This window comes from Kitasatospora sp. NPDC057015, from assembly GCF_042673745.1.
Taxonomy (GTDB): domain Bacteria; phylum Actinomycetota; class Actinomycetes; order Streptomycetales; family Streptomycetaceae; genus Kitasatospora.
Genome location: NZ_JBHUSG010000076.1, coordinates 1 through 22,757 on the forward strand (window position 1 = coordinate 1; position 22,757 = coordinate 22,757).

The following is a 22,757-nucleotide window of genomic DNA, read 5'->3' on the forward strand; positions in this document are numbered from 1 at the left end:
CGGGCACCCCGCCCCCCGGCCCGGCACCCCGCTGGTCTGCGGGTGCCGGGCCGTCGGCCGTGACCGGTGGTGACCGCCGCGCCGCTGCGCCGCCGTCACCACCGAATCACGGGTACCGCTCCTACTGCCGTACTGCTGCTACCGCTGCACTGTCGTCATCGCCACGGCTGCCGCCGGAGGGCGGCCGCCGTCGGACCGGGTGACTCGGCTCAGGCGGCGTTGCCGCTGTGGCGGCCACGGCGGCGCAGGACGAAGACGGCCGCACCACCGGCGAGGACGAGGGCTCCGGCGACGCCGGCCAGCACCGGGGTGGCGCTGCTGCCACCGGTGGCCGCGAGACCGCCGCCGGCGGTCGCCGCACCGGGGCTGGTGGAGGTGCCGGTGGACGGGGTGGTGCCGGCGGACGGGGTGGCCGAGGTGCTGGTGGCCGGGGTCGGCGAGGCCGACGGGGTCGGGACGGCGACCTTGCAGTCCAGGACGCCCTGGAAGTCCTGGGCGAAGCCGTTCGGGCCGGTGACCTTGATGCTGTAGGCGGCGTCCTCGGTGACGGGGACGACGACCTTCTCGGCCTTGCCCGGCTGCACGGTGACGGCCTTGCCCGGCTGGACGGTGACGGCGGCCGGCTGGTCACCGGTGTTGGTGACGGTCACCTCGACGCCGTTCTCGACGCAGTCGACCTTGGAGGTGGCCGCGAGCAGCGGGCCCTTCTCCTTGGTCCACTTGGCCTTGGCGGTGTCGGAGACCCCGACCTTCTCCGAGCCGGCCAGGATCATCGTCTGGCTGTGCTTGTCGGCGGTGTAGCCCTTGCTGAGGAAGACGCGCCCGCTCGGGACGACCGTGGAGGCGGCGGCGGTCACCGAGGCGGCGCCGTCGGCCGTGCCGGCCGGGACGTCCAGGAAGAACTGGGTGTCCTTGGCGATCGGGCCCTTGAGCGAGGCGAGCGGCTTGCCGTCCTTGTCGACCAGCGCGACCGTGGCCGGCCCGCCGGTGACGGACAGCTTGACCTCGTCGGCGCTGCTGTTGACGGTGAACGGGCCGAGCTTGCCGCCGCTCTTGCCGGCGACGCTCTCCGGGGTGAGGCTGAGCGAGGGCTTCGGCTCGGCCGCGATGCCCTTGTTCTTGTCGCTCAGGAGGTAGGCGGTCAGCGCCGCGCCCTGCGCGTCGACCGGCGTGGCGGTCTTGCCGTCGGAGAAGTGCCAGATGGCGGCCTGGGTGCCGGCGGCGGCGTCCTGCTCGGTGAACTCGCCGTTGATGCCCGCCGTCTTGGCCAGCGCGCCGAGGTCCTTGACGTGCGGGTAGGAGTTCTCCAGGATCCAGCGGATCTTGGCGGCGGCCTCCGCCTTGCCCTTGGCGCCGAGCGAGCTCGACTTCCAGTCGGCCTCCTGGTACTGGACCTTGGCCGCGGTGTCGACACCGTGCCCGAAGTCGATGCAGTACGTCTGCAGCAGCTCCCCGTCGGCGGTCTTGAGGGTGAAGAGACCACCGTCCACGTTGCCCTCGCCGGTGACGGTGATCGGGCCGCTGATCATCGTCTGCTGCAGGGTGGCCGTGACACCCGCCCCCGGGCCGTCGGCCGCGGACGCCGCACCGGCCCCGAGGAGGCCGCCGCCGACCGCGAGGCTCGACGTGAGCATGACAGTTGCTACGCGGGGGAGAATCCGCCGCTGCATGTGGAACATGTGTGATCCCTCCGGGCCGGGCCATGCCGATCACAGCCCGCCTTGCATTGCCGCGCCCCCTGAGACGCGGCTGCACTTGTGTGAACCAGACGCATCCTATTGAGCCCTACCGGCCCGTAAACCAACGTGCTGAATCCGGACGATACCGTATCTGTATCGTTATCAGCCCGTCGATCATCCACATCTGCTGACGCCCCGCCAGCTGAACCGTACGATTCGTCGGATGGTCGCAATGACGCCTTCGTTAGGTCAAGAAGTATCCGGACCACCACAGTTGGCCCCATCTTTCGACACCAATCGATCACACGGCGGCATTCTTCTCCGCAATGCCGGCCCCACCCGCCGACGCGTCGACGGCCGCAGCCGACGCCCGCCTGGCCTCCACCGCGGCGACGATCCAGTCCGGCACGGCGGGCTCGGCGAGCGCCTCCGCGAGCGATCCCCGGGCGCCGGGGACCCCGGGCGCCGCAGCACCGACCGGCACACCCGACCCCTGCCCGTTCGGCCCGCCGGACGCCCCCGACCCCTCCGAACCGCCCCACTGGGGCTCGGACTTGCCCCGCACCGCCCAGCGGAAGGCCGACGTGCCCCGGCTGAGGTCATGCCCGACCGACCGGGCGTCGATCTCCACGCCGGTCCGCCTGCGCTCCCCCTCCTCCCACTCGCGGACCCGCAGCCGGCCGCTCACCACCACCGGATCGCCCTTGCTGAGCGAGCTCACCAGATTGGTCGCCAGCCAGCGCCAGGCCACCACGGTGACCCAGTGGGTGTCGCCGTCCACCCACTCGCCCCTCGCCCGGTCGAAGCGCCGCTCGGTGGCCACCAGGCGGAAGTTCGCCACCGGCACGCCTCCGGCGGTCTGCGTGTAGCTCACCACCGACGCCACATTGCCGACCATTGTCACCAGGGTCTCGTTCATGGAACACACTCCGTTCGCAGTGATGCACCGTACGGAATCAACCGGCGCGAGTTGAGAGTGCCTCCGCACGGAAATCCCCACAAGCGCGATCCGAAATCCTGTGGATAACTCGCCCATGTGGAAAACCGATCGATCCCCCGGGGTGAATTCCGCTGTCGGCGCGGCCGGCCCGACACCACCCGGGGATCCGCTTCACCCCCGGATCCGGAGCAGCGCCGAGCGAGGTCCGCCGGGGGCCGACGGGCCCACGCCACTGGCATAGTCACGCCGGCATCCCGCTCCCACCTGCGCGGTCATGACAACGCTCCGTGCACGCCCGGCTCCGTCCGGGTACCCGAACGGGTGGCCGGGAAGCCTATCCACCCACGTCATCCGACCGAAGGAACCCGAATCCGGCCCCCACCCGCGTCCATGGCGGCACTTTCTTCGCGTCGAATCCATAACGGGTGGGGCGACAGCCCCGTAACGACTGCACAACGTCCGGCGTCAGAGCCTGTCAGACCGCTGCACACACGGCCTCCACCTGCGATTATCGGACCGCCCCACCGGAGCCGACACACCGCCGACGGTGTTGTCAGACCCGGTGCAGGAACCGGGCACCCTTATCCTGTCCCCAACAGGGCGAGGGTCCGCCGATCCCCACCACACCCCCACGACGGGGCCGGGCACCGGGCGCCGAAAGGCACTCGACACCCGATCCCGGCGACGGTCACGCCCTGTCCGGGTCGCCCCGTCACGCCCCCATAGCTCAGCGGATAGAGCACCCGCCTTCTAAGCGGTAGGTCGCAGGTTCGAATCCTGCTGGGGGCACTCACCATGCCTGCACGGCGCCAAAGCCCGCCCCGGGACGCCCCTGCGGGGGCACGGCGGTCGGCGCCGGCGGCGCCGCGACAGCCGCAGGCCCAGGCCACCCGGTGCACTCCGGGGAGCGTCCGGGCGCCGGGCTGACGCGGACTCAGCGGCCGGGCGCCGAAACGGGCGGGCCTCGAAACGTCCGACCGTTGAAGTGTCCGACCGTTGAAGTGTCCGACTGTTGGAACGCCCCGGCTCGAAACGTCCGGTCGTCGAAGCGTCCGGGCGTTCAGGCGCCCGACGGCCCGGGCACCGGCTTCGCCGCCCGCACCGGCCGCAGACGGAGCGCCAGCAGCATGGCCAGCACCATCAGCCCGCCGGCCGACAGGAACACCGCGTCGGCCCCCTGCACGAAGGCCCGAACCGCGTGCTCGCGCGCCGCGCCGCCGAGGGTGGCCACCGCGCCCAGCGGCACACCGGGCTCGGAGCCGCCGAAGACCCGGGCCAGCACCGTGCCGAACAGCGCCGCGCCGAGCGCGCCCCCGAGGGTCTGGAAGAACCGGACCCCCGTGGTGGCGACACCCAGTCGGTGCGTCGGGGCGGCGCGCTGGACGACCCCGACGAGCTGGCCGATCAGCTGGCCGAAGCCCACGCCCAGCAGCACGAGTTCGGCCCGGACGATCCACAGTCCGGTGTCCGGCCCGCTCAGGCCGAGCAGCAGCAGCGCGAGGGCGGAGCAGCCGGCGCCGGCGCTCAGGAAGGTGCGCGGCGACCAGCCCCGCCGGGAGAGCCGGTTGACCAGCAGGCCGACGACGGTCATCCCGGTCGCCATCGGGATCAGGAAGAGACTGGCCGAGGTGGCGGCCACCCCCCGGGCGACCTGCAGGTACAGCATCACGTACACGACGGAGCCCGTCAGGCCCATCCCGACCAGCCCCTGCACCGCGAACCCGATCCGCAGGGCGGGGATCCGGAACAGCGAGAGCGGCAGCACCGGTTCGGCGGCGGTGGCCTGGCGGTGGAGGAAGAGCCCCAGCACGGCCAGCGTCCCGGCGGCGAGCGCGAGGATCGGCGGGGACGTCCAGGCGTACTCCTTGCCGCCCCATTCCGTCACCAGCAGCAGCCCGGTGGCGAACGCGGCGGCGAGTGCCGCGCCGAGGAGGTCGAGGCCGCCCCGGGCGGGGCGGTGCGGGAGCTCGAGGAAGAGGGCGGCCCCGGCCAGCACGAGCAGGCCCACCGGCAGGTTGACGTAGAAGATCCAGCGCCAGCCGAGGTGGTCGGCGAGCAGGGCTCCGATCAGCGGCCCCACCGCCATGCCCGCGCCGCCGACGATCCCGCCGATGCTGCCGCCGCCCCCGCCCCCGGGCTCGCGCAGTTGGGCCATCACCACCATGGTGACGCTCATCAGCCCGCCGCCCCCGGCTCCCTGCAGCGCCCGGAAGGCGATCAGCTGCTCCATCGATCCGGCCGCGCCGCAGAGTGCCGATCCGACCAGGAAGGTGGCCAGCGCCGCGAGGAAGACCCGCTTGGCGCCGTACAGGTCGCAGAGCCTGCCGTAGAGCGGGAGCAGGGCGGTGGCCGCCAGGGCGAACGCGCTGACCAGCCAGGGCAGTCGGTCGACGCCGTGGACCGGGTCGAGGTCACGGACGATCGGCACGGTGGCCGCCGAGACGATGTTCATGTCGAGCACCGCCAGGATGATCGTGACCAGGCAGATCAGCTTGGCGAGCCCGCGCCGACCGGCATCGGCGGAGGAACCGGCGGAGCCGGCGGCGGCGATCGCGGTCCGCGGCCGCGGTCGGACGGGTGCGGCGGCGGGTGCCGCGGACGGTGTCGGTGACGGGCCGATGCCCATGGAGTCCCCCCAGGTGACGGACGTGCGGGTGCCGCCGGGGCCGGGTGGTCCCGGCGGTCGGACCACCATGGCAGATATTTTTGTAGTCGGTCAATTCTTCTACTCGGTATATCTTTGATCCTGGTACAGTGACGCCATGCCGAAGACGACCGCCGCCACCCCCGCTCCCGAGGAACTGAGCCTGCGCGAGCGCAAGAAGCGGCAGACCGGCATCAGGATCTGGACCGTCGCGATCGGCCTCTTCGTGGAGCGCGGCTTCGACCAGGTGTCCGTCGCGGAGATCGCGGCCGCTGCGGAGGTCTCGAAGATGACCGTCTTCAACTACTTCCCGACCAAGGAGGACCTGGTCCTGATCCCGATGGAGCGGCACACCGGCGAGGTGGCCGAGGTGGTCCGCGAGCGCCCGGCCGGCTGCTCCGCCCTGGCGGCCGTCCGTCGGCAGTACCTGGAGGCGCTGGACGAGCAGGACCCGGCCTCCGGACTCTGCGACCGGCAGTCGGTGCTCGACGTCCTGCGGCTGATCTCCGACACGCCCGCGCTGACCCTGCGGGCCCTGGCCACCTCGACCCGGGCCGAGGCACTGCTGGCGGCCGAGCTCCGCGCCGCCAGCGGCGACCAGGACGCGCTCACGGCGCAGCTCGCGGCGGCCCAACTGCTCGGCACCCGCCGGACCCTGGTACGGGAGAACCAGCGCCGGATGCTCGGCGGCGAACCGGCCGCCGGCGTCCTGCCCGAGGCCAGGGCGAACGCCGTACGCGCCTTCGCCCTGGTGGAGAACGGCCTCGGCGACTACTGCGGCGGCTGACCGGCGGCCTCACCCGGGCACCGGGTGCACCCGCGCGCCCGACGGGCCCCGGAGCCCGGCCCGGCAGGCCGTCCTGCGAGAGTGTCCGGTACCCGTCCAGCCGCTCCCCGGAGGCACCCCATGACCGGATCACCGCTGCTCCTGGGACGCGCCGCCCTCCCCACCGGCGTCGACGGCCTGCGGGCCCACGTCGGCGGGGACGGGGTCGCCGTGCTGGTGCTCGACCGCCCGCACAAGCGCAACGCCCTCACCCTCGCGATCTGGCAGGCCCTGCCCAAGACCCTGGCGCTCATCGCCGAACAGCCCGGCGTACGAGCCCTGCTGGTCACCGGCGCGGGCGGCACCTTCAGCGCGGGCGCCGACATCTCCGAACTCTCCGAGGTGTACGGCACCCCCGGGCGGGCCGACGCCTACCACGCGGACAACGTCGCCGCCGAGGAGGCGCTCGCCGCCTTTCCGCACCCCACCCTCGCGGTGGTGCACGGCTCCTGCGTCGGGGGCGGCTGCCAACTGGCGGTCGCCTGCGACCTGCGGTTCGGTGCGCAGGACGCGCGCCTCGGCATCACCCCGGCCAAGCTGGGGGTGGTCTACCCGGCCGTCCCGACCCTGCGGCTGGCCCGGTTGGTGGGGCCGAGCCGGGCCAAGTACCTGCTGTTCTCGGGCGAGTTGGTGCCGGCCGCCCGCGCCGCCGAGTTCGGCCTGCTGGACGAGGTCGTCCCGAGCGCCGAACTGGACGCCAGAGCACTGGAGTTCGCCCGACTGCTCACCGAGCGCTCGCCGCAGACCATCGGCGCCGTCAAGGCCGCCCTGGCCGGCCCGCCGGAGCAGGCCGCCGCCGCGATCGAACCGTGGGCGCGGCGCTCCCGCGAGGCCCCGGACGTGCGGGAGGGCCTGGCCGCGTTCCTGGAGCGCCGCCGGCCGCGGTTCTGATCGCGCCGAGGCAGCCCCGCTCCGACACCGACCGGGCGCGGGCGAGGCGATGACCCCACGGCGATACGATCATCGGACACCCCGACTGAACGCCTTCTGGAGAACCCGATGACCGCGACCACCTGGGCCCGGCGGGTCACCGACGGCGTCGAGCCGAAGAACGTGATCATCGCGGTGCTGCCGCTGGTCGGCGCGGTGCGGTACGGCTGGGAGGGCCTCGCCTGGGCCGCGTTCGCGGCCCTGTTCGCCGCCGTGATCCCCACCTGGTTCATCCGGCGGGGCATGCGCCGGGGCCGGTGGGAGGACCGCCACGTCGGCCAGCGGCAGCGGCGCCTGGTGGTGATCCCGTTCATCATGCTGTCGGTGCTCACCAGTCTCGCCATGATGGCCTGGACCGGCGCACCGGCCGACATGACGGCGATGGTGCTGGCCATGTTCGCCGCCCTGGTGCCGATCATGGTCGTCACCGTCTGGTGGAAGATCTCCGTCCACACCGCCGTGGCCAGTGGCGCCGTGGCCTGCCTGGCGATCGCCCTCGGTGCCTGGTGGCTGCTGCTCTACCCGCTCGTCGTGGCCATCGGATGGTCCCGGGTGGTGCTCCGGGACCACACGCCGGCGCAGACCGTCGCCGGCGCGATGGTCGGCGCGCTCAGCGCCGGGCTGACCTTCTGGGCCGCCCGCTGACCGGGTGTGAACCGCTCGGCCGCGGTCCCGCCTGAACCGCCCGGCCGCGGCTAGCGGATCGGCATCCCGGAGATGGTCCGCGCGATCACCAGGCGCTGGATCTCGCTCGTCCCCTCGAAGATGGAGTAGATGGCGCTGTCCCGGTGCATCCGCTCCACCGGGTACTCCCGGGTGAAGCCGTTGCCGCCGAGGATCTGCATCGCCTGCGCCGTCACCCACTTCGCCGTCTCACCGGCGTACAGCTTGGACATCGAGCCCTCGGCGGAGGTGAACGGCTGCTGGTTGGCGGCCATCCAGGACGCCCGCCAGACCAGCAGCCGGGAGGCGTCGATCCGGGTCTTCATGTCGGCCAGGGTGAAGGCGACGCCCTGGTTGTCGATGATCGGACGGCCGAACTGCACCCGGGTCCGGGCGTAGTCGAGGGCGACCTCGTACGCGGCCCGGGCGATGCCGATCGCCTGTGCGCCCACCGCCGGCCGGGAGGCCTCGAAGGTGGCCATCGCCGCGTTCTTGACCGAACCGCCCCTGCCGGGCGCGCTCTTGGTGTCACCGCTCGCCGCGGCGGCCGCCCGCTCGCGGGCCCTGGCGAGCCGCTCGTCCAGCTTCTCCTTTCCGCCCAGCAGGCAGTGGCCGGGCACCCGGACGCCGTCGAGCACGACCTCGGCGGTGTGCGAGGCGCGGATGCCGTGCTTCTTGAACTTCTGCCCCTGGGAGAGGCCGGGGGTGCCCGGCGGGACGACGAAGGAGGCCTGGCCGCGGGCGCCCAGGGACGGGTCCACCGTCGCCACCACCACGTGGACGGCGGCGATGCCGCCGTTGGTCGCCCAGGTCTTGGTGCCGTTGAGGACCCACTCGTCCTTGGCCTCGTCGTAGACGGCGCGGGTGCGCAGCGCGGAGACGTCGGAGCCGGCGTCCGGTTCGGAGGAGCAGAAGGCGGCGACCTTCACGTCGTCGGGGGTGCCGAACATCTGCGGCGCCCAGGTGCCGATCTGCTCCTCCGTCCCGTTGGCGAGGACGGCCACGGCGGCGAGCGTGGTGCCGACGATCGACAGGCCGATGCCGGCGTCGCCCCAGAACAGCTCCTCCATGGCGATCGGGATGCCGACGCCGGAGGGGTCGAAGTACTGCTGGGCGTAGAAGTCCAGGGAGTAGATGCCGAGTTTGGCCGCCTCCTGGATGATCGGCCAGGGGGTCTCCTCGCGCTCGTCCCACTCCGCGGCGGCCGGGCGCATCACGTCGGCGGCGAAACCGTGCAGCCAGTCACGTACGGCGAGCTGGTCGGCGCCCGGGTCCAGCGAGAAGGTGCTCATGGTGCCTCCGGTGGAAGGGGGCTCGCGGGCGGCGGGGCGCCGCGAGGGGAGGTGTCGCGACGAGGGGTGCCGCGGGGAAGCGGTGTCGCGTGGAGGGGTGTCGTACCTGGGTTACCGGCGGTAACATCGCTGGGAGTCTGCTACTGATACGTAGGAAATGTCAACGCCCCAGCCAGGAGCCGCCCGTGCCGCCCGCCGCCCCCGCCACCCCCGGCGAGCCCCGCAGGGAACAGCTGCTCAACGCCGCCGACCGGGTCATCCAGCGCGAGGGCCCGGGCGCCAGCATGAACGCCATCGCCGCCGAGGCCGGGATCACCAAGCCCATCCTGTACCGGCACTTCGGCGACCGCACCGGGCTGATCCGGGCACTGACCGAGCGGCACACCGGCGGCCTGCTGGCCGCCGTACGGGTCGCGCTGAGCGAGCCGCTGGAACGGCGCGACCGGGTCGAGCACGTCCTGGACACCTACCTGGCCGGCATCGAGTCGCGCCCGCAGGTCTACCGACTGCTCACCCACCCCGAAGCCGGCGACCCGACCGGCGCCGGCAACGCCCTCGCGCCGGCGCTCAAGCAGATCGCCGAGGAGATCACCGGCGCGGTGGCCCTCCAGGTCGACCTCGGGCCGGAGGCGCCGCTGCTCTCCGAGGCCTGGGGGCGGGGCATCACCGGCATGGTGCTGGCGGCCGGCGACTGGTGGCTGGAGACCAGGCCCTGCTCGCGCGCCCGGATGGTGCAGGCCCTGGCCGACCTGCTCTGGGGCCGGCTGGCCGCCGCCGCCGAGCTGCCCTCCGCCGTCCCGCCGGCGCCCGCCACGCCGGCCCCGGCCGACTGAACTCTTGTGCGGTGCATGACAGTCCGGCATCATCGGGCCCCCACCGACCGCCGCCGGCCCAGCGAGGTAGCCCATGCGCCTGCTCCGTACCGCCGCCGCACTCCTGCTCGCCGCCACCGCCGCCCTGGCCGGCTCACCGGCCCGGGCGGCCGAACCCCCCGGCCACCGGGCGCAGTTCCCCACCGGCACCAGCACCGCGCCGGACGGCCGGACCGCCCTCACCGACCCCGCCGGGCGCGAACTGCGGCTGCGCGGCTTCAACCTGGACAAGTACGCCGAGGCCACCGAGGACGACATCCGGTCGGCGGCCGCCCACGGCTTCACCCTGCTGCGGGTCGCGGTCTCCTGGACGCGGCTGGAACCCGGCCCCGGCCGCTACGACCGGGCCGAACTCGACCGGCTGCACCACCTCCTGGACCTCGCCGAGCGGTACGGCCTGCTCGCCCTGATCGACTTCCACCAGGACGTCTACGGCCCCAGGTTCGGCGGCGGCGACCGGGGCGTCCCGGTGTGGGCGACCCGCGACGAGGGCCTGCCCTTCGTCCCCGACCCGGACGACTGGTTCGCCGGCTACTTCCAGCCCGCCGTCCAGGCCGCGTTCCGCCACCTCTACGACGACCGGGACCTGCGCCGCGCCCAGAGCGACTTCTACACCCGGATCGCCCGTGAACTGCGCGGCCACCGCTCGCTGCTGGGCTACGACCTGTTCAACGAACCGTTCGGCCCGATCCCCGGCGACCCCACCGATCCGGCCGACCAGGCCGCGGGCGCCGCCGAGTTGGAGCGGGGCCGGCTGGCCGGGATGTACCGCCGCCTGATCACCGCCGTCCGCGCGGCCGACACCCGTGCCTGGCTGTTCATCGAGCCGACCGTCCTGGTCGGGCAGGGCGTGCCCACCGAACTGCCCGGCTTCGACGACCCCCGGCCCGGCCCGCCGCGCCTCGGCTACGCACCGCACTTCTACGACACCGCCGTCGAGTCCGGCGCCGACTGGGACGAGAGCGGCGGCTTCGTCGAGGCGTACGTCGCGGCCATCGGCGCCTACCCGGCCGCCCACCGGCTGCCGGTGCTGGTCGGCGAGTGGGGGCCGCCCGACACGCGCAGGCCCGGCAACACCGCCCTGGTCCGCCGGCAGGTCGCCGCGATGGAGACGATCTCCTCCGGCTGGGCGATGTGGTACTGGTGCCGGGGCACCGGCGGATACTGCGCGCTCGCTCCCGACGGCAGCCCCGCCCCCGGCGCCGAGCCGGCCTTCTCCCCCTACCCGACCGCGCTCGCCGGCCACCTGGTGGACGCGGTCTACACCCCGGCCGACCGCCACTACCGGCTGGGCTACACCACCGGCGCCGCCTCCGGCCCGACCGTGCTGGCACTGCCGGCCGCCGCCTACCCGGACGGCGCCCGGGTCACCGTGAGCGGCGTCCCGGCCGCCCGGACCGCCGTCGAACAGCCCCGGCCCGGCCGGTCCGGCAGCGTACGGATCACCCTGCCGCCGACCCGGCCCGGCACCGCGGTGAGCGTCACCGTGACCCCGCGCTGAGTCCGGTCCCGGCCGCCTCCCGACTCCGCGGGAGGCGGCCGGGCCGGCGCCGGGGAACCTAGCCGAGCCCCCGCCGGGCCAGCAGCGGCCCGGGCCGCGGGTCGCGCCCGACCACGGCACGGAAGCACTCCAGCGCGTCCACGCTGCCGCCGCGGGAGAGGAGTTCGGCCCGGAACAGCCCGCCGCTCTCGCGCACGCTGCGCCCGTTGCCCGCGAACCACTCGACGGTCTCGGCGTCCAGCACCTCGGACCAGATGTAGGCGTAGTACCCGGCGCTGTACCCGCTCGCGAAGACGTGGTTGAAGTACGTGGTGCGGTACCGCGGCGGGATCGCGGCCACCGCCAGGCCCGCCTGCGCCAGCGCCCGCGCCTCGAACTCCTGCGCGTCCGTGATCTCCTGGCCCACCGCAACGGTGTGCCAGGCCCAGTCCAACAGGGCCGCCGCCAGGTACTCGACGGTGCGGAAGCCCTGTCCGAAGGCCTCGGCGGCGGTCATCCGCTCCACCAGTTCGGCCGGCAGCGGCTCGCCCGTGACGTGGTGCTTGGCGTAGTTCGCCAGCACGGCGGGCCAGGTCATCCACATCTCGTTGACCTGCGAGGGGAACTCCACGAAGTCCCGGGGGACTTCGGTGCCGGCGAACAGCGGGTAGCGGACGTCGGAGAAGAGCCCGTGCAGCGCGTGCCCGAACTCGTGGAACAGCGTCCGCACCTCGTCCCAGGTCAGCAACACCGGCTCACCGGCCGCCGGGCGGGCGATGTTGAGGTTGTTGACCACCACCGGGCGCCGGTCCAGCAGCGCCGACTGCGAGACGAACTCGTCCATCCAGGCGCCGCCGCGCTTGGACTCCCGGGCGTGGAAGTCGCCGATGAAGAGCCCGAGCGATCCGCCGTCCTCCTCGAACACCTCGAAGACCCGCGCCTCGGGGTGGTAGGCCACCAGGTCCGGCCGCTCCGTGAAGGTCAGGCCGTAGGCCAGGTTCGCGGCGAAGAACACGCCGTCGTGCAGCACCCGCTCCAGCTCGAAGTAGGGGCGCAGCACCGCCGCGTCCACCTGGTACGAGGTCAGCCGCACCCGCTCCGAGTAGAACGCCCAGTCGTGCGCCGCGATCTCCTCGATCCCGTCGGCCGCCGCCAACGCGGCCAGCTCCACCGCCTCCCGCCCGGCGTTCGCCACCGCGGGCGGCACCAGCCGGGCGAGCAGGCCACCGACCGCCTCGACGCTGCCCGCCGTCTCGTCCTCGACCACGTACGCCGCGTGGCTCGGGTGGCCGAGCAGGGCCGCCCGCTCGGCCCGCAGCCCGGCCATCCGGATCGCCAGCGGCCCGTTGAGGTCGGACGCCCGGCCGAGGGAGGCGGTCAGCAGCCGCTCGCGCACGGAGCGGTCGGTGAGCTGGGCCAGTTCGGTCTGGTTGGAGAAGCTCTTCAGGCTCAGCACGTACGCGCCGTCGCGGCCGAGTGCCCGGCCGTTCTCCGCGGCGGCCGCCACCTCGTCCGCCGAGAGGCCGTCGAGCTGCTCCGCGCTGTCCAGGACGAGGGCCCGGGCCCGGGTGTCGGCCGCGACGTTCTGCTGGAACGCGGTCGCGGCGGAGGCGAGTTCGGCGTTCAGCTCGCGGAGCCTGGTCTGCTCGGCCGGGCCGAGCCGGGCGCCGGCCCGCACGAAGAGGGTGTGGTGGCGCTCCAGCAGTCGCAGCGACTGGGCGTCCAGGCCCAGGTCGGCCCGCCGCCCGTGCAGGTCCTCGATCCGGGCGAACAGCGCGGCGTCCAGGTGGACGGCGTCCCGGTGGGCGGCGAGCCGGGGGCTGATCTCGGCGTCCAGGGCGTCCAGGGTCTCGTTGGTGTCCGCCGAGCTCTGGTTGAAGAACACCGCACCGACCCGGCGCAGCAGCGCGCCGGAACGCTCCAGCGCGACCAGGGTGTTGTCGAAGGTCGGCGGCTGCGGATCGGCCGTGATCGCCGCGATCTCGGCGAGCTGGTCGGCCATGCCGCGTTCGAAGGCCGGCAGGTAGTGCTCTTCCCGGATCGCGGCGAAGGGCGGCAGTTCGTAGACCAGGGTGCTGGGCTCGAAGAAGGGATTGTCGCTCATTCAGCCGACCCTACGCGGTGGCATTCGCGCTGCCTACGCATGCACGCCGCGCACGCCGCACGGCCCCTCGGGCGGGGCACGGCCGGCACCCCGACCGGCGCCGCCGCGCCCGGACCACGCGACGCCGCCCCGGGCCGCGCCCCGCCCCCGACCGGCGCCTGCCCCGCACTGTCGGACCCCACCGGTACCGTCGGGGGCACCACCCGAACACCCGAGAGAAGACCGCGTGCCACCCCGGATCGCCCTGGCCCCCGACCCGCACGGCCCCGGCGGGCGCCTCCAGCCGCTCGACGAGGCCGGCGCCCCGCTCGGCCCGCCCGCGCACGCCCGCGACCTCGCCGCCGCGGTGGCCGGACAGGAGGCCGCCGGGCACCCCCGCTGGGTCTGGGCCGGTACCGACAGCGCCTACGCACCGCTGCTGCCCGCACTGCCCGTACCGCTGGCGCGCTGCCACGACCTGCGGCTGGTCGAGGCCCTGCTGCTGGCCCACGAGGGCCGCTACGGCCAGCCCCGCTCGCTCGGCGCCGCCTGGGCCCGGCTGCGGCACCTGCCCGTCCCGGCCGACCTCCCCGACTCCGCCGGCCCCGACGACCAGGACACCCTGTTCGCCCCCGACCGCCTCCAGCTGCCGCCCGCCACCGACCCGCTGGAGGCCGTCGTCGCCGTCCACGCCGACCAGCAGCGCCGGATCCAGGCCGTCACCGGGTCGGCCGACGACGAGGGCGGCTCCCCCGCCCGGGCCCGGTTCCGGCTGCTGGCCGCCGCCGAGTCGGCCGGCGCGCTGGCCGCCGTCGAGATGGCCCACGACGGGCTGCCCTGGCGCGCGGACATCCACGACCGGCTGCTCACCGACCTGCTCGGCCCCCGCCCGCAGATCCCCGGCACCCAGCCCAGGCGGCTGGCCGAGCTCGCCGCCGAACTCCAGCAGGCCCTGGGCGGCCGGCCGTTCAACCCCGACTCGCACACCCAGGTCCTGCGCGCCTTCGCCGACCAGGGCGTACGGCTGAGCTCCACCCGCTCCTGGGAGCTGCGCGGCGTCGACCATCCGGCGGCCGCCCTGCTGATCCGCTACAAGGAGCTGTCCCGGATCCACGCCGCGCACGGCTGGGCCTGGCAGGACGCCTGGGCCCGGGGCGGCCGGTTCCGGCCCGAGTACGTGGTCGGCGGCGTGGTGTCGGGGCGCTGGGCCAGCCGGGGCGGCGGCGCCCTGCAGATCCCGCGGATCCTGCGCGGCGCCGTGGTCGCGGACCCGGGCTGGCTGCTGGTCGTCGCGGACGCCGCCCAGTTGGAGCCCCGGGTGCTGGCCGCCCTCTCCCGGGACGCCGGCCTGGCCCGCTCCGCCGCGGAGGGCGACCTCTACGCCGCGCTGGCCGCCACCGCGTTCCAGGGCGACCGGGACAAGGCCAAGCTCGGCCTGCTCGGCGCGATGTACGGCCAGACCAGCGGCGACATCGGCCCGCTGCTCGCCACCCTGCGCCGCCGCTACCCCGCCGCGATGGGGTACGTGGAGGCGGCCGCCCGGACGGGCGAGGACGGGGGCGTGGTCGGCTCGCGGCTGGGCCGGGTCTGCCCACCGCCCTCCGCCGACTGGCAGGACGCCGCCGAGGACGCCGACGACCCGGCCGACGCCGGGGCCCGCTCGGCCAGGGCCCGGGGCCGGTTCACCCGCAACTTCGTGATCCAGGCCAGCGCGGCCGACTGGGCGCTCGCCCTGCTCGCGGCGCTGCGCCGCCGCCTCGCCACCCTGTCGGCGACCCCCGGGGACCGCCCGCACCTGGTGTTCTTCCAGCACGACGAGGTGGTGGTGCACACCCCCGCCGATCTGGCCGACCGGGTGGCCGCCGCCGTGGCCGAGGCGGCGGAGGAGGCCCGGGCCCTGGTGTTCGGCGACACCCCGGTGCGGTTCCCGCTCAGCACCGCCGTGGTGGACTGCTACGCCGACGCGAAGTAGCCGGCCCCGGCCGGCGCTCAGAACTTCCGGAATCCGCGGGCGTCCTGGGCCGCCGCGACCACCTCCGCCAGCGCCGCCCCGGCGGAGGCGGTCACCACGGCGGCCACCGCGCCCTCCACGAAGGGCGCGTCCACCAGCACCGCGTCGGGGCGCGGGTGGTCGGCCAGCACGGTCACGGCGGTCAGCACGGAGCTGCCCAGGTCGGGCAGTACGACGACCCCGGAGCCGGAGTCCGCCTCGGCGAGGGCGGCCACGATCCGGTCGTAGCTGGTGCCCAGCGAGCCGTCCTCGGTCCCGGCGGCGAGCACCACCGGAACGGTGCGCGAGCCGAGTTCACGCAGCAGTTCGGCCAGGCCGGCGGCCATCGCCGGACTGTGCGAGACGAGGACGACACCCACGGGTTCGGTCATGTACCGACCATAGGCCTTGCCCGGCCGCCGGTGCCGGACCAGCGCGCGGCGGGGCACTCCCGGGGCCGGGCCGCACCGCCGCCGAGCACCCGCGGCAGGACTCCGCGGCAGGGCCATGCCGGCGCCACCGCCCTTTCCCCGGTGGCGAGTTCGCGCAGAGGTGGCGCAATCCCCGCCAACCGCGCCGCTCTCGCGTAGCGTCGGCCACGGCAGCATCCGTGGTCCGAGGGAGCGCGTCGTGAAGAAGCTGATCAACACTCCGGAGAGCGTCCTGGAGGACGCCCTCGCCGGGGTGGCCGCCGCCCATCCCGAACTGGCGGTGGACATCCCCGCCCGGGTGATCACCCGGGCGGTGCGGCCGGCCGCACCGAAGGTGGCGCTGGTCTCCGGCGGTGGGTCCGGCCACGAGCCCCTGCACGGCGGCTTCGTCGGGCCGGGCATGCTCGACGCGGCGTGCCCCGGCGAGGTCTTCACCTCCCCGGTGCCGGACCAGCTGCTGGCCGCCGCCCGGTCCGTGGACGGCGGCGCGGGCGTGGTGTTCGTGGTGAAGAACTACACCGGCGACGTGATGAACTTCCAGCTCGCCGCGGAACTCGCCGCGGAGGAGGGCATCGCCGTCCGCACCGTCCTGGTGAACGACGACGTCGCGGTGGAGGACTCGACCTGGACGGCGGGCCGCCGCGGTACCGGCGCCACCGTCCTGGTGGAGAAGATCGCGGGCGCGCTCGCCGAACGCGGCGCACCGCTGGACGAGGTGGCGGCGGTCGGCGAGCGCGTCAACGCGGCCTCCCGCTCCTTCGCGGTGGCCCTCACCGCCGCCACCGTGCCGGCCGCCGGCAAGCCGGGCTTCGACCTGCCCGAGGACGAGATCGAGGTGGGCGTCGGCATCCACGGCGAGCCCGGCCGGCGCCGGGAGAAGCTGCGCCCGGCCCGCGAGCTGGCCGCCGAGGTGGTCGGCACCGTCCTCGCCGACCACGACCTGGCGGTCGGCGACGAGGTGATCGTCCTGCTGAACGGCCTCGGCGGCACCCCGCTGCTGGAGCTGTACATCGTGTTCGGCGAGGTCGCGGCCCGGCTGGCCGAGCGCGGGATCACGGTCGCCCGCAGCCTGGTCGGCAACTTCGTCACCAGTCTGGACATGGCCGGCTTCTCGCTCACCCTGACCAGGGCCGACGCCGGGCTGCTGGAGCTCTGGGACGCACCGGTGGCGACCCCGGCCCTGCACCGGTCCTGAGCGGGGGAGCGCGATGGACACCGACACCCTGGACGCCGCCCTCGCCGAGGCCTGGATCCGCGCCCTGGCGGCGGCCGTCGCCGAGCACCGGCAGGAGCTGATCGACCTCGACTCCGCGATCGGCGACGGCGACCACGGCAGCAACCTGGACCGCGGCTTCACCGCCGTGCTGGCCGCCCTGGACGCGGCGCGGCCGACCGGCGCCGGCGCCGTCCTCGGCCGGACCGGCACCACCCTGGTCTCCACGGTGGGCGGCGCCTCCGGCCCGCTGTACGGCAGCGCGTTCCGCGCGATCGGCGCCGCCCTGCCGCAGGACCCGGCCACCCCCGCGCAGTTCGCCGAGGCGCTGGCGGCGGGTCTCGCGGCGGTGCGGCGGCTGGGCGCGGCGCAGCCCGGGGACAAGACCATCGTCGACGCGTACACCCCGGCGCTGGCCGCCTTCGAACGGGCGGTCGCGGGCGGGGCCGGACTGGCCGGCGCGGCGTCGGCGGCCGCCGACGCCGCCGAGGAGGGCATGCGGGCCACGGTCGCGCTGCAGGCCCGCAAGGGCCGGGCCTCCTACCTGGGGCCCCGCAGTGTCGGCCACCAGGATCCGGGCGCCACCTCGACCGCCCTGCTGTTCCGGACGCTCGCCGACGTCACGCGTGAGCGCCGGCCCGCCGGATGAGCGCGGTCGCGCCGACGAGTGCCGCGGCCCCCGCGTGACGGCCGGAGGGAGCGCGCCGGGATCAGCCGGGCCGCCCGCCGGGCGGCACCGCGCCCTGGTCCGTGCGGCTGATCAGCAGCAGCAGCGCGTCGTCCCCGAGCACCCCGCCCGTGTGCGCGAGCAGGTCGGCGTACAGCCGTCCGACCGCCGCCTCCAGCTCGGCCGGCGTGCCGGCCGCGCCCCGCACCAGCGGGCCTACCCGCTCGGCGAGCGGGTAGAACTCCCCGGAGTGGTGGTGCCTGGCCTCGACCACCCCGTCGGTGCAGAGCACCAGGACGTCCTCGGCACCGAACGGCACCTCCCAGCTGCTGGGCTCACCGGGCGCCAACCGGCCGAGGCCGAGCGGCACCCAGGGGTCGGCGGACTCCAGCACCCGTACCGTTCCCTCCCCGGTGACCTGCACGGGCGGCACGTGGCCGAAGTGCAGCAGCTCGACCGCCCCCGGTCCGCGGAACTCGGCGAACAGCGCCGTGGTGAACTCCCCCTCCGGCACGTGGCGCTCCACGCTGGCCTCGATCCGGGCCGCCACGCCGCCGAGTCGGACCTCGTCGTAGGCGGCCTCCCGGAAGGCGCCGAGCACCACGGCCGCGGTCTGCACCGCGCCGAGGCCCTTGCCCCGGACGTCGCCGACCAGCACCCGGGTGCCGTGCGGCGTCTCCAGCACCGAGTACAGGTCCCCGCCGATCCGGGCGTCGTCGGCGGCGGAGGCGTAGCGCACGGCCAGGCGCAGCGGGCCGACCGTCGGTCCGGGCAGCCGCAGCAGGGCCCGCTGGGCGGCCTCGGCGACCGAGCTGACGGCGGCGTAGGCGCTGGCCCGGCGCATCCTGATCCGGGCGACCCAGGCACTGAAGACGGTGAGCACGATGTAGGTGATCATGGCGCCGAACAGGAAGCGCTCGTCGTTGACGTTGTCGACCTGGTCGTAGCGGCTCAGGCCGAACACCGCGAGCAGTCCGAGGGCGCAGACCAGCAGCAGCTCACGGGGCCTGAGGGTGAGGGCGGCGACCGAGGGGACGACGGTCATCAGCGGCGCCAGGTAGCGGTCCTTGCCGGAGAGGAAGTCGGCCAGCGCGACCAGCACCATGGCCACCAGGGCGGGCGTGGCGCGCTTGTACCAGGGGATGTCCAGGAGGTCGACGGCCAGCAGGGCGTTGCGCCGTCGGGCCGGCGGGAGCGCAGCGGCCGTCAGGTCCACGGGCGACTGGGCTCGGCGGATCCGGAACACCTTCCGAACATATCGGACGATCTATCCCCCCGCCCGCGCCGGTTCACCCGGCCCGCTGCCCGGGCGGCGCGGACGCCGCCCGTCGCCCCGGGGCCGCCGGCGGTCGGACCGGCCCGTCCGGACCGTCGCGCCGATTCGGACCGAACGTACCGGTCCGCATACTCTCTGCAATCGAGTCGCTCTCCCGATGCGATCCACGACACAGGAACCCCTCCCGCTCGGAATACCCAGTGGGGGTATGGTGTTGTGACCAGACAGCAGCACGGGCACCCGCCCGGCGCAGCCATTTCCCGGAGGTCCCCGATGCCCAGCACCATCACCTACACCGTCACCGGCATGAGCTGCGGACACTGCGAGAAGTCCGTCAGCTCCGAGGTCTCCGCCATCCCCGGCGTGACGGAGGTCGCCGCCGACGCCAAGGCCGGCACCGTGACGGTCTCCTCCTCTGCCCCGCTGGAGGACAGCCAGGTCCGGGCCGCCGTCGACGAGGCGGGCTACGAGCTCGTCGGCCGCTCGGCCTGAGGTCCGGTACGGCGGGGGCACGCCACCGGCCCCCGCCGTACGCTCTCCCAGTAGGAGGAGACGTTATGAGCACCACCACCCCCGGCACTCCCCGCACCGGCTCCGTCGCCCCCTCCGAGCCCACCGCCACGGCGGCCGGCGGCGAGCGCGTCGAGCTGTCCATCGGCGGGATGACCTGTGCCTCCTGCGCGGCCCGGATCGAGAAGAAGCTCAACCGGATGGACGGCGTCGAGGCCGTCGTGAACTTCGCCACCGAGCGGGCGCGGGTCGACTTCGCGCCCGGCGTGAGCGTGGCCGACCTGATCGCCACCGTCGAGCGGACCGGCTACACCGCCGAACTCCCCGCGCCGCCCGCCGCCGAGCCGGCCGAAGCCGACGCCCCGGCGCCCGCCGCGGACCCCCAGCGCGAGCGACTGCTGATCAGCACCGCGCTGACCGTCCCGGTGGTGCTGCTCTCCATGGTCCCCGCCCTCCAGTTCGACAACTGGCAGTGGCTGGCCCTCGCCCTCACCGGCCCGGTCGTGGTGTACGGCGGCCTGCCGTTCCACCGGGCCGCCTGGACCAACCTGCGGCACGGCGCCGCGACCATGGACACCCTGGTCTCGCTCGGCACGCTGGCCGCCTTCGGCTGGTCCCTCTGGGCGCTCTTCCTCGGCCACGCCGGCATGACCGGCATGAAGCACGAGTTCTCCCTCTCGGTGTCCCGCGGCGACGCCTCCTCCTCCCTCTACCTGGAGACCGCCGCCGCCGTCACCGTGCTGATCCTGCTCGGCCGCTGGCTGGAGGCCCGCTCCAAGCGCCGTGCGGGCGCCGCCCTGCACGCCCTGCTCGACCTCGGGGCGAAGGACGTCGCGGTGCTGCTCGACGGCCGCGAGGTGCGACTGCCGGTCTCCCGGCTCACCATCGGGACCCGGTTCGTCGTCCGGCCCGGCGAGAAGATCGCCACCGACGGCGTGGTGACCGAGGGCGCCTCCGCCGTGGACGCCTCGATGCTGACCGGGGAGTCCGTCCCGGTGGAGGTCTCCGTCGGCGACCCGGTCACCGGCGCCACCGTCAACGCGGGCGGCCGCCTGGTGGTCGAGGCCACCCGGGTCGGCGCCGACACCCGGTTGGCCCGGATGGCCCGACTCGTCGAGGAGGCGCAGAACGGCAAGGCCGCCGCCCAGCGGCTGGCCGACCGGATCTCCGCGGTCTTCGTGCCCGCCGTCATCCTGATCGCCCTCGCCACCCTGGTCGGCTGGCTGCTGGTGAGCGACAGCCCCACCGAGGCGTTCACCGCCGCCGTGGCCGTCCTGATCATCGCCTGCCCCTGCGCACTCGGGCTCGCCACGCCCACCGCGCTGATGGTCGGCACCGGCCGCGGGGCCCAGCTGGGCATCCTGATCAAGGGCCCCGAGGTGCTGGAGACCACCCGCCGGGTGGACACCGTCGTACTCGACAAGACCGGCACCGTGACCACCGGACGGATGGCCCTCACCGCCGTGCACACCGCCCCCGGCGTCACCGAGGCCGAGGCACTGCGACTGGCCGGCGCGCTGGAGCACGCCTCCGAGCACCCGGTCGGCGCCGCCATCGCCGCCGCCGCGGCGGAGCGGCTCGGCGAGCTGCCGCCGGTCGAGGGCTTCGAGAACGTACCCGGCCGCGGCGTCCGGGGCGTGGTCGAGGGCCACGCCGTGGTGGCCGGTCGGGAGGCCCTGCTGGTGGAGGGGGCCCAGCACCTTCCGCCCGTCCTGGCCGAGGCCAAGGCCGCCGCCGAGGCGGCGGGCCGCACCGCGGTCGCGGTCGGCTGGGACGGCGCGGCCCGGGCGGTGCTGGAGGTCGCCGACACGGTCAGGCCGACCAGCGCGCAGGCGATCGCCGAGCTCCGCGCGCTGGGCCTGCGCCCGGTGCTGCTCACCGGCGACAACCGCAGGGCCGCCGAAGCGGTCGCGGCCGAGGTCGGCATCGACCCGGCGGACGTGATCGCCGAGGTGCTCCCGGAGGAGAAGGTCGCCACCGTCCGCGCGTTGCAGGCCGAGGGCCGGTCGGTGGCCGTGGTCGGGGACGGCGTCAACGACGCGGCCGCGCTGGCCCAGGCCGACCTGGGCCTGGCGATGGGGACGGGGACGGACGCGGCGATCGAGGCCGGCGACCTGACCCTGGTCCGCGGCGACCTGCGCGCGGCCGGCGACGCGATCCGGCTCTCACGCAGGACCCTGGCCACCATCAAGGGCAACCTGTTCTGGGCCTTCGCCTACAACGTGGCGGCGATCCCGCTGGCCGCCGCCGGACTGCTCAACCCGGTGGTGGCGGGCGCCGCGATGGCCTTCTCCTCGGTCTTCGTGGTCACCAACAGCCTGCGGCTGCGGAGCTTCCGGGCCGCCGCCTGAGACCGGCGGCCGTCACCCGGCCACCGCCGGACCACGACCCGCCGAGCGAGCGGCAACCGGCGCCCCGCCCCCCGCCCGACAGCAGGAGCCCGTACCCGCACCGGTACGGGCTCCCGGCGCGATCAGCGCCCGAGCAGCTCCCCGCCGTTGCAGTGCAGGATCTCGCCGGTGATGAAGCCGGCTTCGGGGGAGGCGAGGAAGTGGACGGCCGCCGCGACCTCCCCGGTCTCCCCGATCCGGCCGAGCAGCGTCCGGGCGGCCCGGCGGGAGACCTCGGCCTCGTCCAGCCGGGGGCCGAAGAACTCGGTACCGGCCACCGTCCCCGGGGCGACGATGTTGGCCGTGATCCCGGAGGGGCCGAGCTGGGCGGCGAGGAAGTTGTTCCAGGCGTGCAGCGAGGCCTTGGCCGCGCCGTACGAACCCGCCCCGCGCAACGCGGCGATGGAGCTGACCGTCACGACCCGGCCCGAGCCCTGGGCGAGCCGGTCGCGGACGGACTCCGTGAGCAGCACCACCGTCAGCACGTTGCGCTCGAAGTCGCCGCGCCAGCGGGCCAGCAGGGCGTGCGGTCCGGCGCCGATCACGGTCTCGCGGCTGCCCGCGTTGTTGACCAGGACGTCGATCCGGGCCGGCAACCCGCCGATGGCGTGCTCGACCGCGTCCGGGTCCGCGAGGTCGCAGACCAGCGGGGTGACCCGGGGGCCGAGGTCCGCGGCGGCCTGCTCCAGCACGGCGCGCCGGCGGCCGACGATCACGACCCGTTCACCCGCTTCGGCGAACCTCCGCGCGACCTCGTACCCGATGCCGGTGCCACCCCCGGTGACGACGACGTTCCTGGCCATCTGCGCACTCCCTCCCCGGCCCGGCCACCGCGCCACCGACGGGCGGGCGGTCCGTACCGGAATGCCAC

The 22,757-nt window shown here is 74.6% G+C and carries 18 protein-coding genes and 1 tRNA gene; 11 read left to right on the forward strand and 8 right to left on the reverse strand.

Going from position 1 to position 22,757, the window contains the following annotated elements; all coding sequences use genetic code 11:
• Positions 1-209: 209 nt before the first annotated feature.
• A complete protein-coding gene (locus ACFTWP_RS39195; protein WP_380269951.1) occupies positions 210-1,634 on the reverse strand; it encodes a Cys-Gln thioester bond-forming surface protein in 1,425 nt (474 codons plus the stop codon).
• Between the two features lie 346 nt (positions 1,635-1,980).
• Positions 1,981-2,598, reverse strand: a complete 618-nt coding sequence (locus tag ACFTWP_RS39200) for a single-stranded DNA-binding protein (protein ID WP_380269952.1) — start codon at positions 2,596-2,598, stop codon at positions 1,981-1,983.
• A 737-nt stretch (positions 2,599-3,335) separates the two neighbouring features.
• Here ACFTWP_RS39200 and ACFTWP_RS39205 point away from each other — a divergent pair.
• Positions 3,336-3,408 (forward strand) — tRNA-Arg (locus ACFTWP_RS39205).
• A gap of 271 nt (positions 3,409-3,679) precedes the next feature.
• On the opposite strand, the gene ACFTWP_RS39210 is transcribed toward ACFTWP_RS39205, so the two are convergent.
• The gene (locus tag ACFTWP_RS39210; RefSeq protein WP_380269953.1) at positions 3,680-5,314 is read right to left on the reverse strand and encodes an MFS transporter; all 1,635 of its coding nucleotides are present in this window, start codon (positions 5,312-5,314) and stop codon (positions 3,680-3,682) included.
• A 67-nt stretch (positions 5,315-5,381) separates the two neighbouring features.
• Here ACFTWP_RS39210 and ACFTWP_RS39215 point away from each other — a divergent pair, with 67 nt between their 5' ends.
• The 3 genes from ACFTWP_RS39215 to ACFTWP_RS39225 all read left to right on the forward strand — a co-directional run bounded on the left by ACFTWP_RS39215 (position 5,382) and on the right by ACFTWP_RS39225 (position 7,664).
• On the forward strand, positions 5,382-6,050 hold the full coding sequence (locus ACFTWP_RS39215; RefSeq protein ID WP_380269954.1) for a TetR family transcriptional regulator: 669 nt from the start codon (positions 5,382-5,384) through the stop codon (positions 6,048-6,050).
• 120 nt (positions 6,051-6,170) lie between these two features.
• Entirely contained in the window at positions 6,171-6,980 is an 810-nt protein-coding gene (locus tag ACFTWP_RS39220; protein ID WP_380269955.1) for an enoyl-CoA hydratase/isomerase family protein, read from the forward strand.
• A gap of 108 nt (positions 6,981-7,088) precedes the next feature.
• Positions 7,089-7,664: a hypothetical protein gene (locus ACFTWP_RS39225; RefSeq protein WP_380269956.1), complete on the forward strand. Its 576-nt coding sequence runs from the start codon at positions 7,089-7,091 to the stop codon at positions 7,662-7,664.
• A 50-nt stretch (positions 7,665-7,714) separates the two neighbouring features.
• Here the strand turns inward: ACFTWP_RS39225 and ACFTWP_RS39230 are convergent, their stop codons facing one another.
• Positions 7,715-8,974, reverse strand: a complete 1,260-nt coding sequence (locus ACFTWP_RS39230) for an acyl-CoA dehydrogenase family protein (protein WP_380269957.1) — start codon at positions 8,972-8,974, stop codon at positions 7,715-7,717.
• Between the two features lie 185 nt (positions 8,975-9,159).
• Here ACFTWP_RS39230 and ACFTWP_RS39235 point away from each other — a divergent pair, with 185 nt between their 5' ends.
• Together ACFTWP_RS39235 and ACFTWP_RS39240 are read left to right on the forward strand one after the other, a co-directional pair.
• Positions 9,160-9,807 (forward strand): TetR family transcriptional regulator, encoded by a 648-nt coding sequence (locus ACFTWP_RS39235; RefSeq protein WP_380269958.1) that lies wholly within the window; start codon positions 9,160-9,162, stop codon positions 9,805-9,807.
• Between the two features lie 73 nt (positions 9,808-9,880).
• Positions 9,881-11,347, forward strand: a complete 1,467-nt coding sequence (locus ACFTWP_RS39240) for a cellulase family glycosylhydrolase (protein WP_380269959.1) — start codon at positions 9,881-9,883, stop codon at positions 11,345-11,347.
• A gap of 58 nt (positions 11,348-11,405) precedes the next feature.
• Here ACFTWP_RS39240 and ACFTWP_RS39245 read toward each other — a convergent pair whose 3' ends face one another.
• Positions 11,406-13,430 (reverse strand): M3 family metallopeptidase, encoded by a 2,025-nt coding sequence (locus tag ACFTWP_RS39245; RefSeq protein ID WP_380269960.1) that lies wholly within the window; start codon positions 13,428-13,430, stop codon positions 11,406-11,408.
• 226 nt (positions 13,431-13,656) lie between these two features.
• Between ACFTWP_RS39245 and ACFTWP_RS39250 the strand changes: the two genes are divergently transcribed.
• A complete protein-coding gene (locus ACFTWP_RS39250; protein WP_380269961.1) occupies positions 13,657-15,381 on the forward strand; it encodes a bifunctional 3'-5' exonuclease/DNA polymerase in 1,725 nt (574 codons plus the stop codon).
• Positions 15,382-15,398: 17 nt separating this feature from the next.
• Here the strand turns inward: ACFTWP_RS39250 and dhaM are convergent, their stop codons facing one another.
• Positions 15,399-15,791: a dihydroxyacetone kinase phosphoryl donor subunit DhaM gene (dhaM, locus tag ACFTWP_RS39255; RefSeq protein WP_380269962.1), complete on the reverse strand. Its 393-nt coding sequence runs from the start codon at positions 15,789-15,791 to the stop codon at positions 15,399-15,401.
• Between the two features lie 238 nt (positions 15,792-16,029).
• Here dhaM and dhaK point away from each other — a divergent pair, with 238 nt between their 5' ends.
• Positions 16,030-17,025, forward strand: a complete 996-nt coding sequence (gene dhaK, locus ACFTWP_RS39260) for a dihydroxyacetone kinase subunit DhaK (protein WP_380269963.1) — start codon at positions 16,030-16,032, stop codon at positions 17,023-17,025.
• A gap of 13 nt (positions 17,026-17,038) precedes the next feature.
• On the forward strand, positions 17,039-17,692 hold the full coding sequence (dhaL, locus tag ACFTWP_RS39265; RefSeq protein ID WP_380269964.1) for a dihydroxyacetone kinase subunit DhaL: 654 nt from the start codon (positions 17,039-17,041) through the stop codon (positions 17,690-17,692).
• A 61-nt stretch (positions 17,693-17,753) separates the two neighbouring features.
• Here dhaL and ACFTWP_RS39270 read toward each other — a convergent pair whose 3' ends face one another.
• A complete protein-coding gene (locus ACFTWP_RS39270; protein ID WP_380269965.1) occupies positions 17,754-18,956 on the reverse strand; it encodes a PP2C family protein-serine/threonine phosphatase in 1,203 nt (400 codons plus the stop codon).
• 303 nt (positions 18,957-19,259) lie between these two features.
• Here ACFTWP_RS39270 and ACFTWP_RS39275 point away from each other — a divergent pair, with 303 nt between their 5' ends.
• Positions 19,260-19,478 carry a heavy-metal-associated domain-containing protein gene (locus ACFTWP_RS39275; protein ID WP_380269966.1) on the forward strand — a complete coding sequence of 73 codons (219 nt, stop codon included), beginning with the start codon at positions 19,260-19,262 and terminating at the stop codon, positions 19,476-19,478.
• Positions 19,479-19,543: 65 nt separating this feature from the next.
• Positions 19,544-21,847, forward strand: coding sequence for a heavy metal translocating P-type ATPase (locus ACFTWP_RS39280; RefSeq protein ID WP_380269967.1), 2,304 nt, complete (start codon positions 19,544-19,546; stop codon positions 21,845-21,847).
• A 122-nt stretch (positions 21,848-21,969) separates the two neighbouring features.
• Here ACFTWP_RS39280 and ACFTWP_RS39285 read toward each other — a convergent pair whose 3' ends face one another.
• Positions 21,970-22,689, reverse strand: coding sequence for an SDR family NAD(P)-dependent oxidoreductase (locus ACFTWP_RS39285; RefSeq protein WP_380269968.1), 720 nt, complete (start codon positions 22,687-22,689; stop codon positions 21,970-21,972).
• Positions 22,690-22,757: the final 68 nt, after the last annotated feature.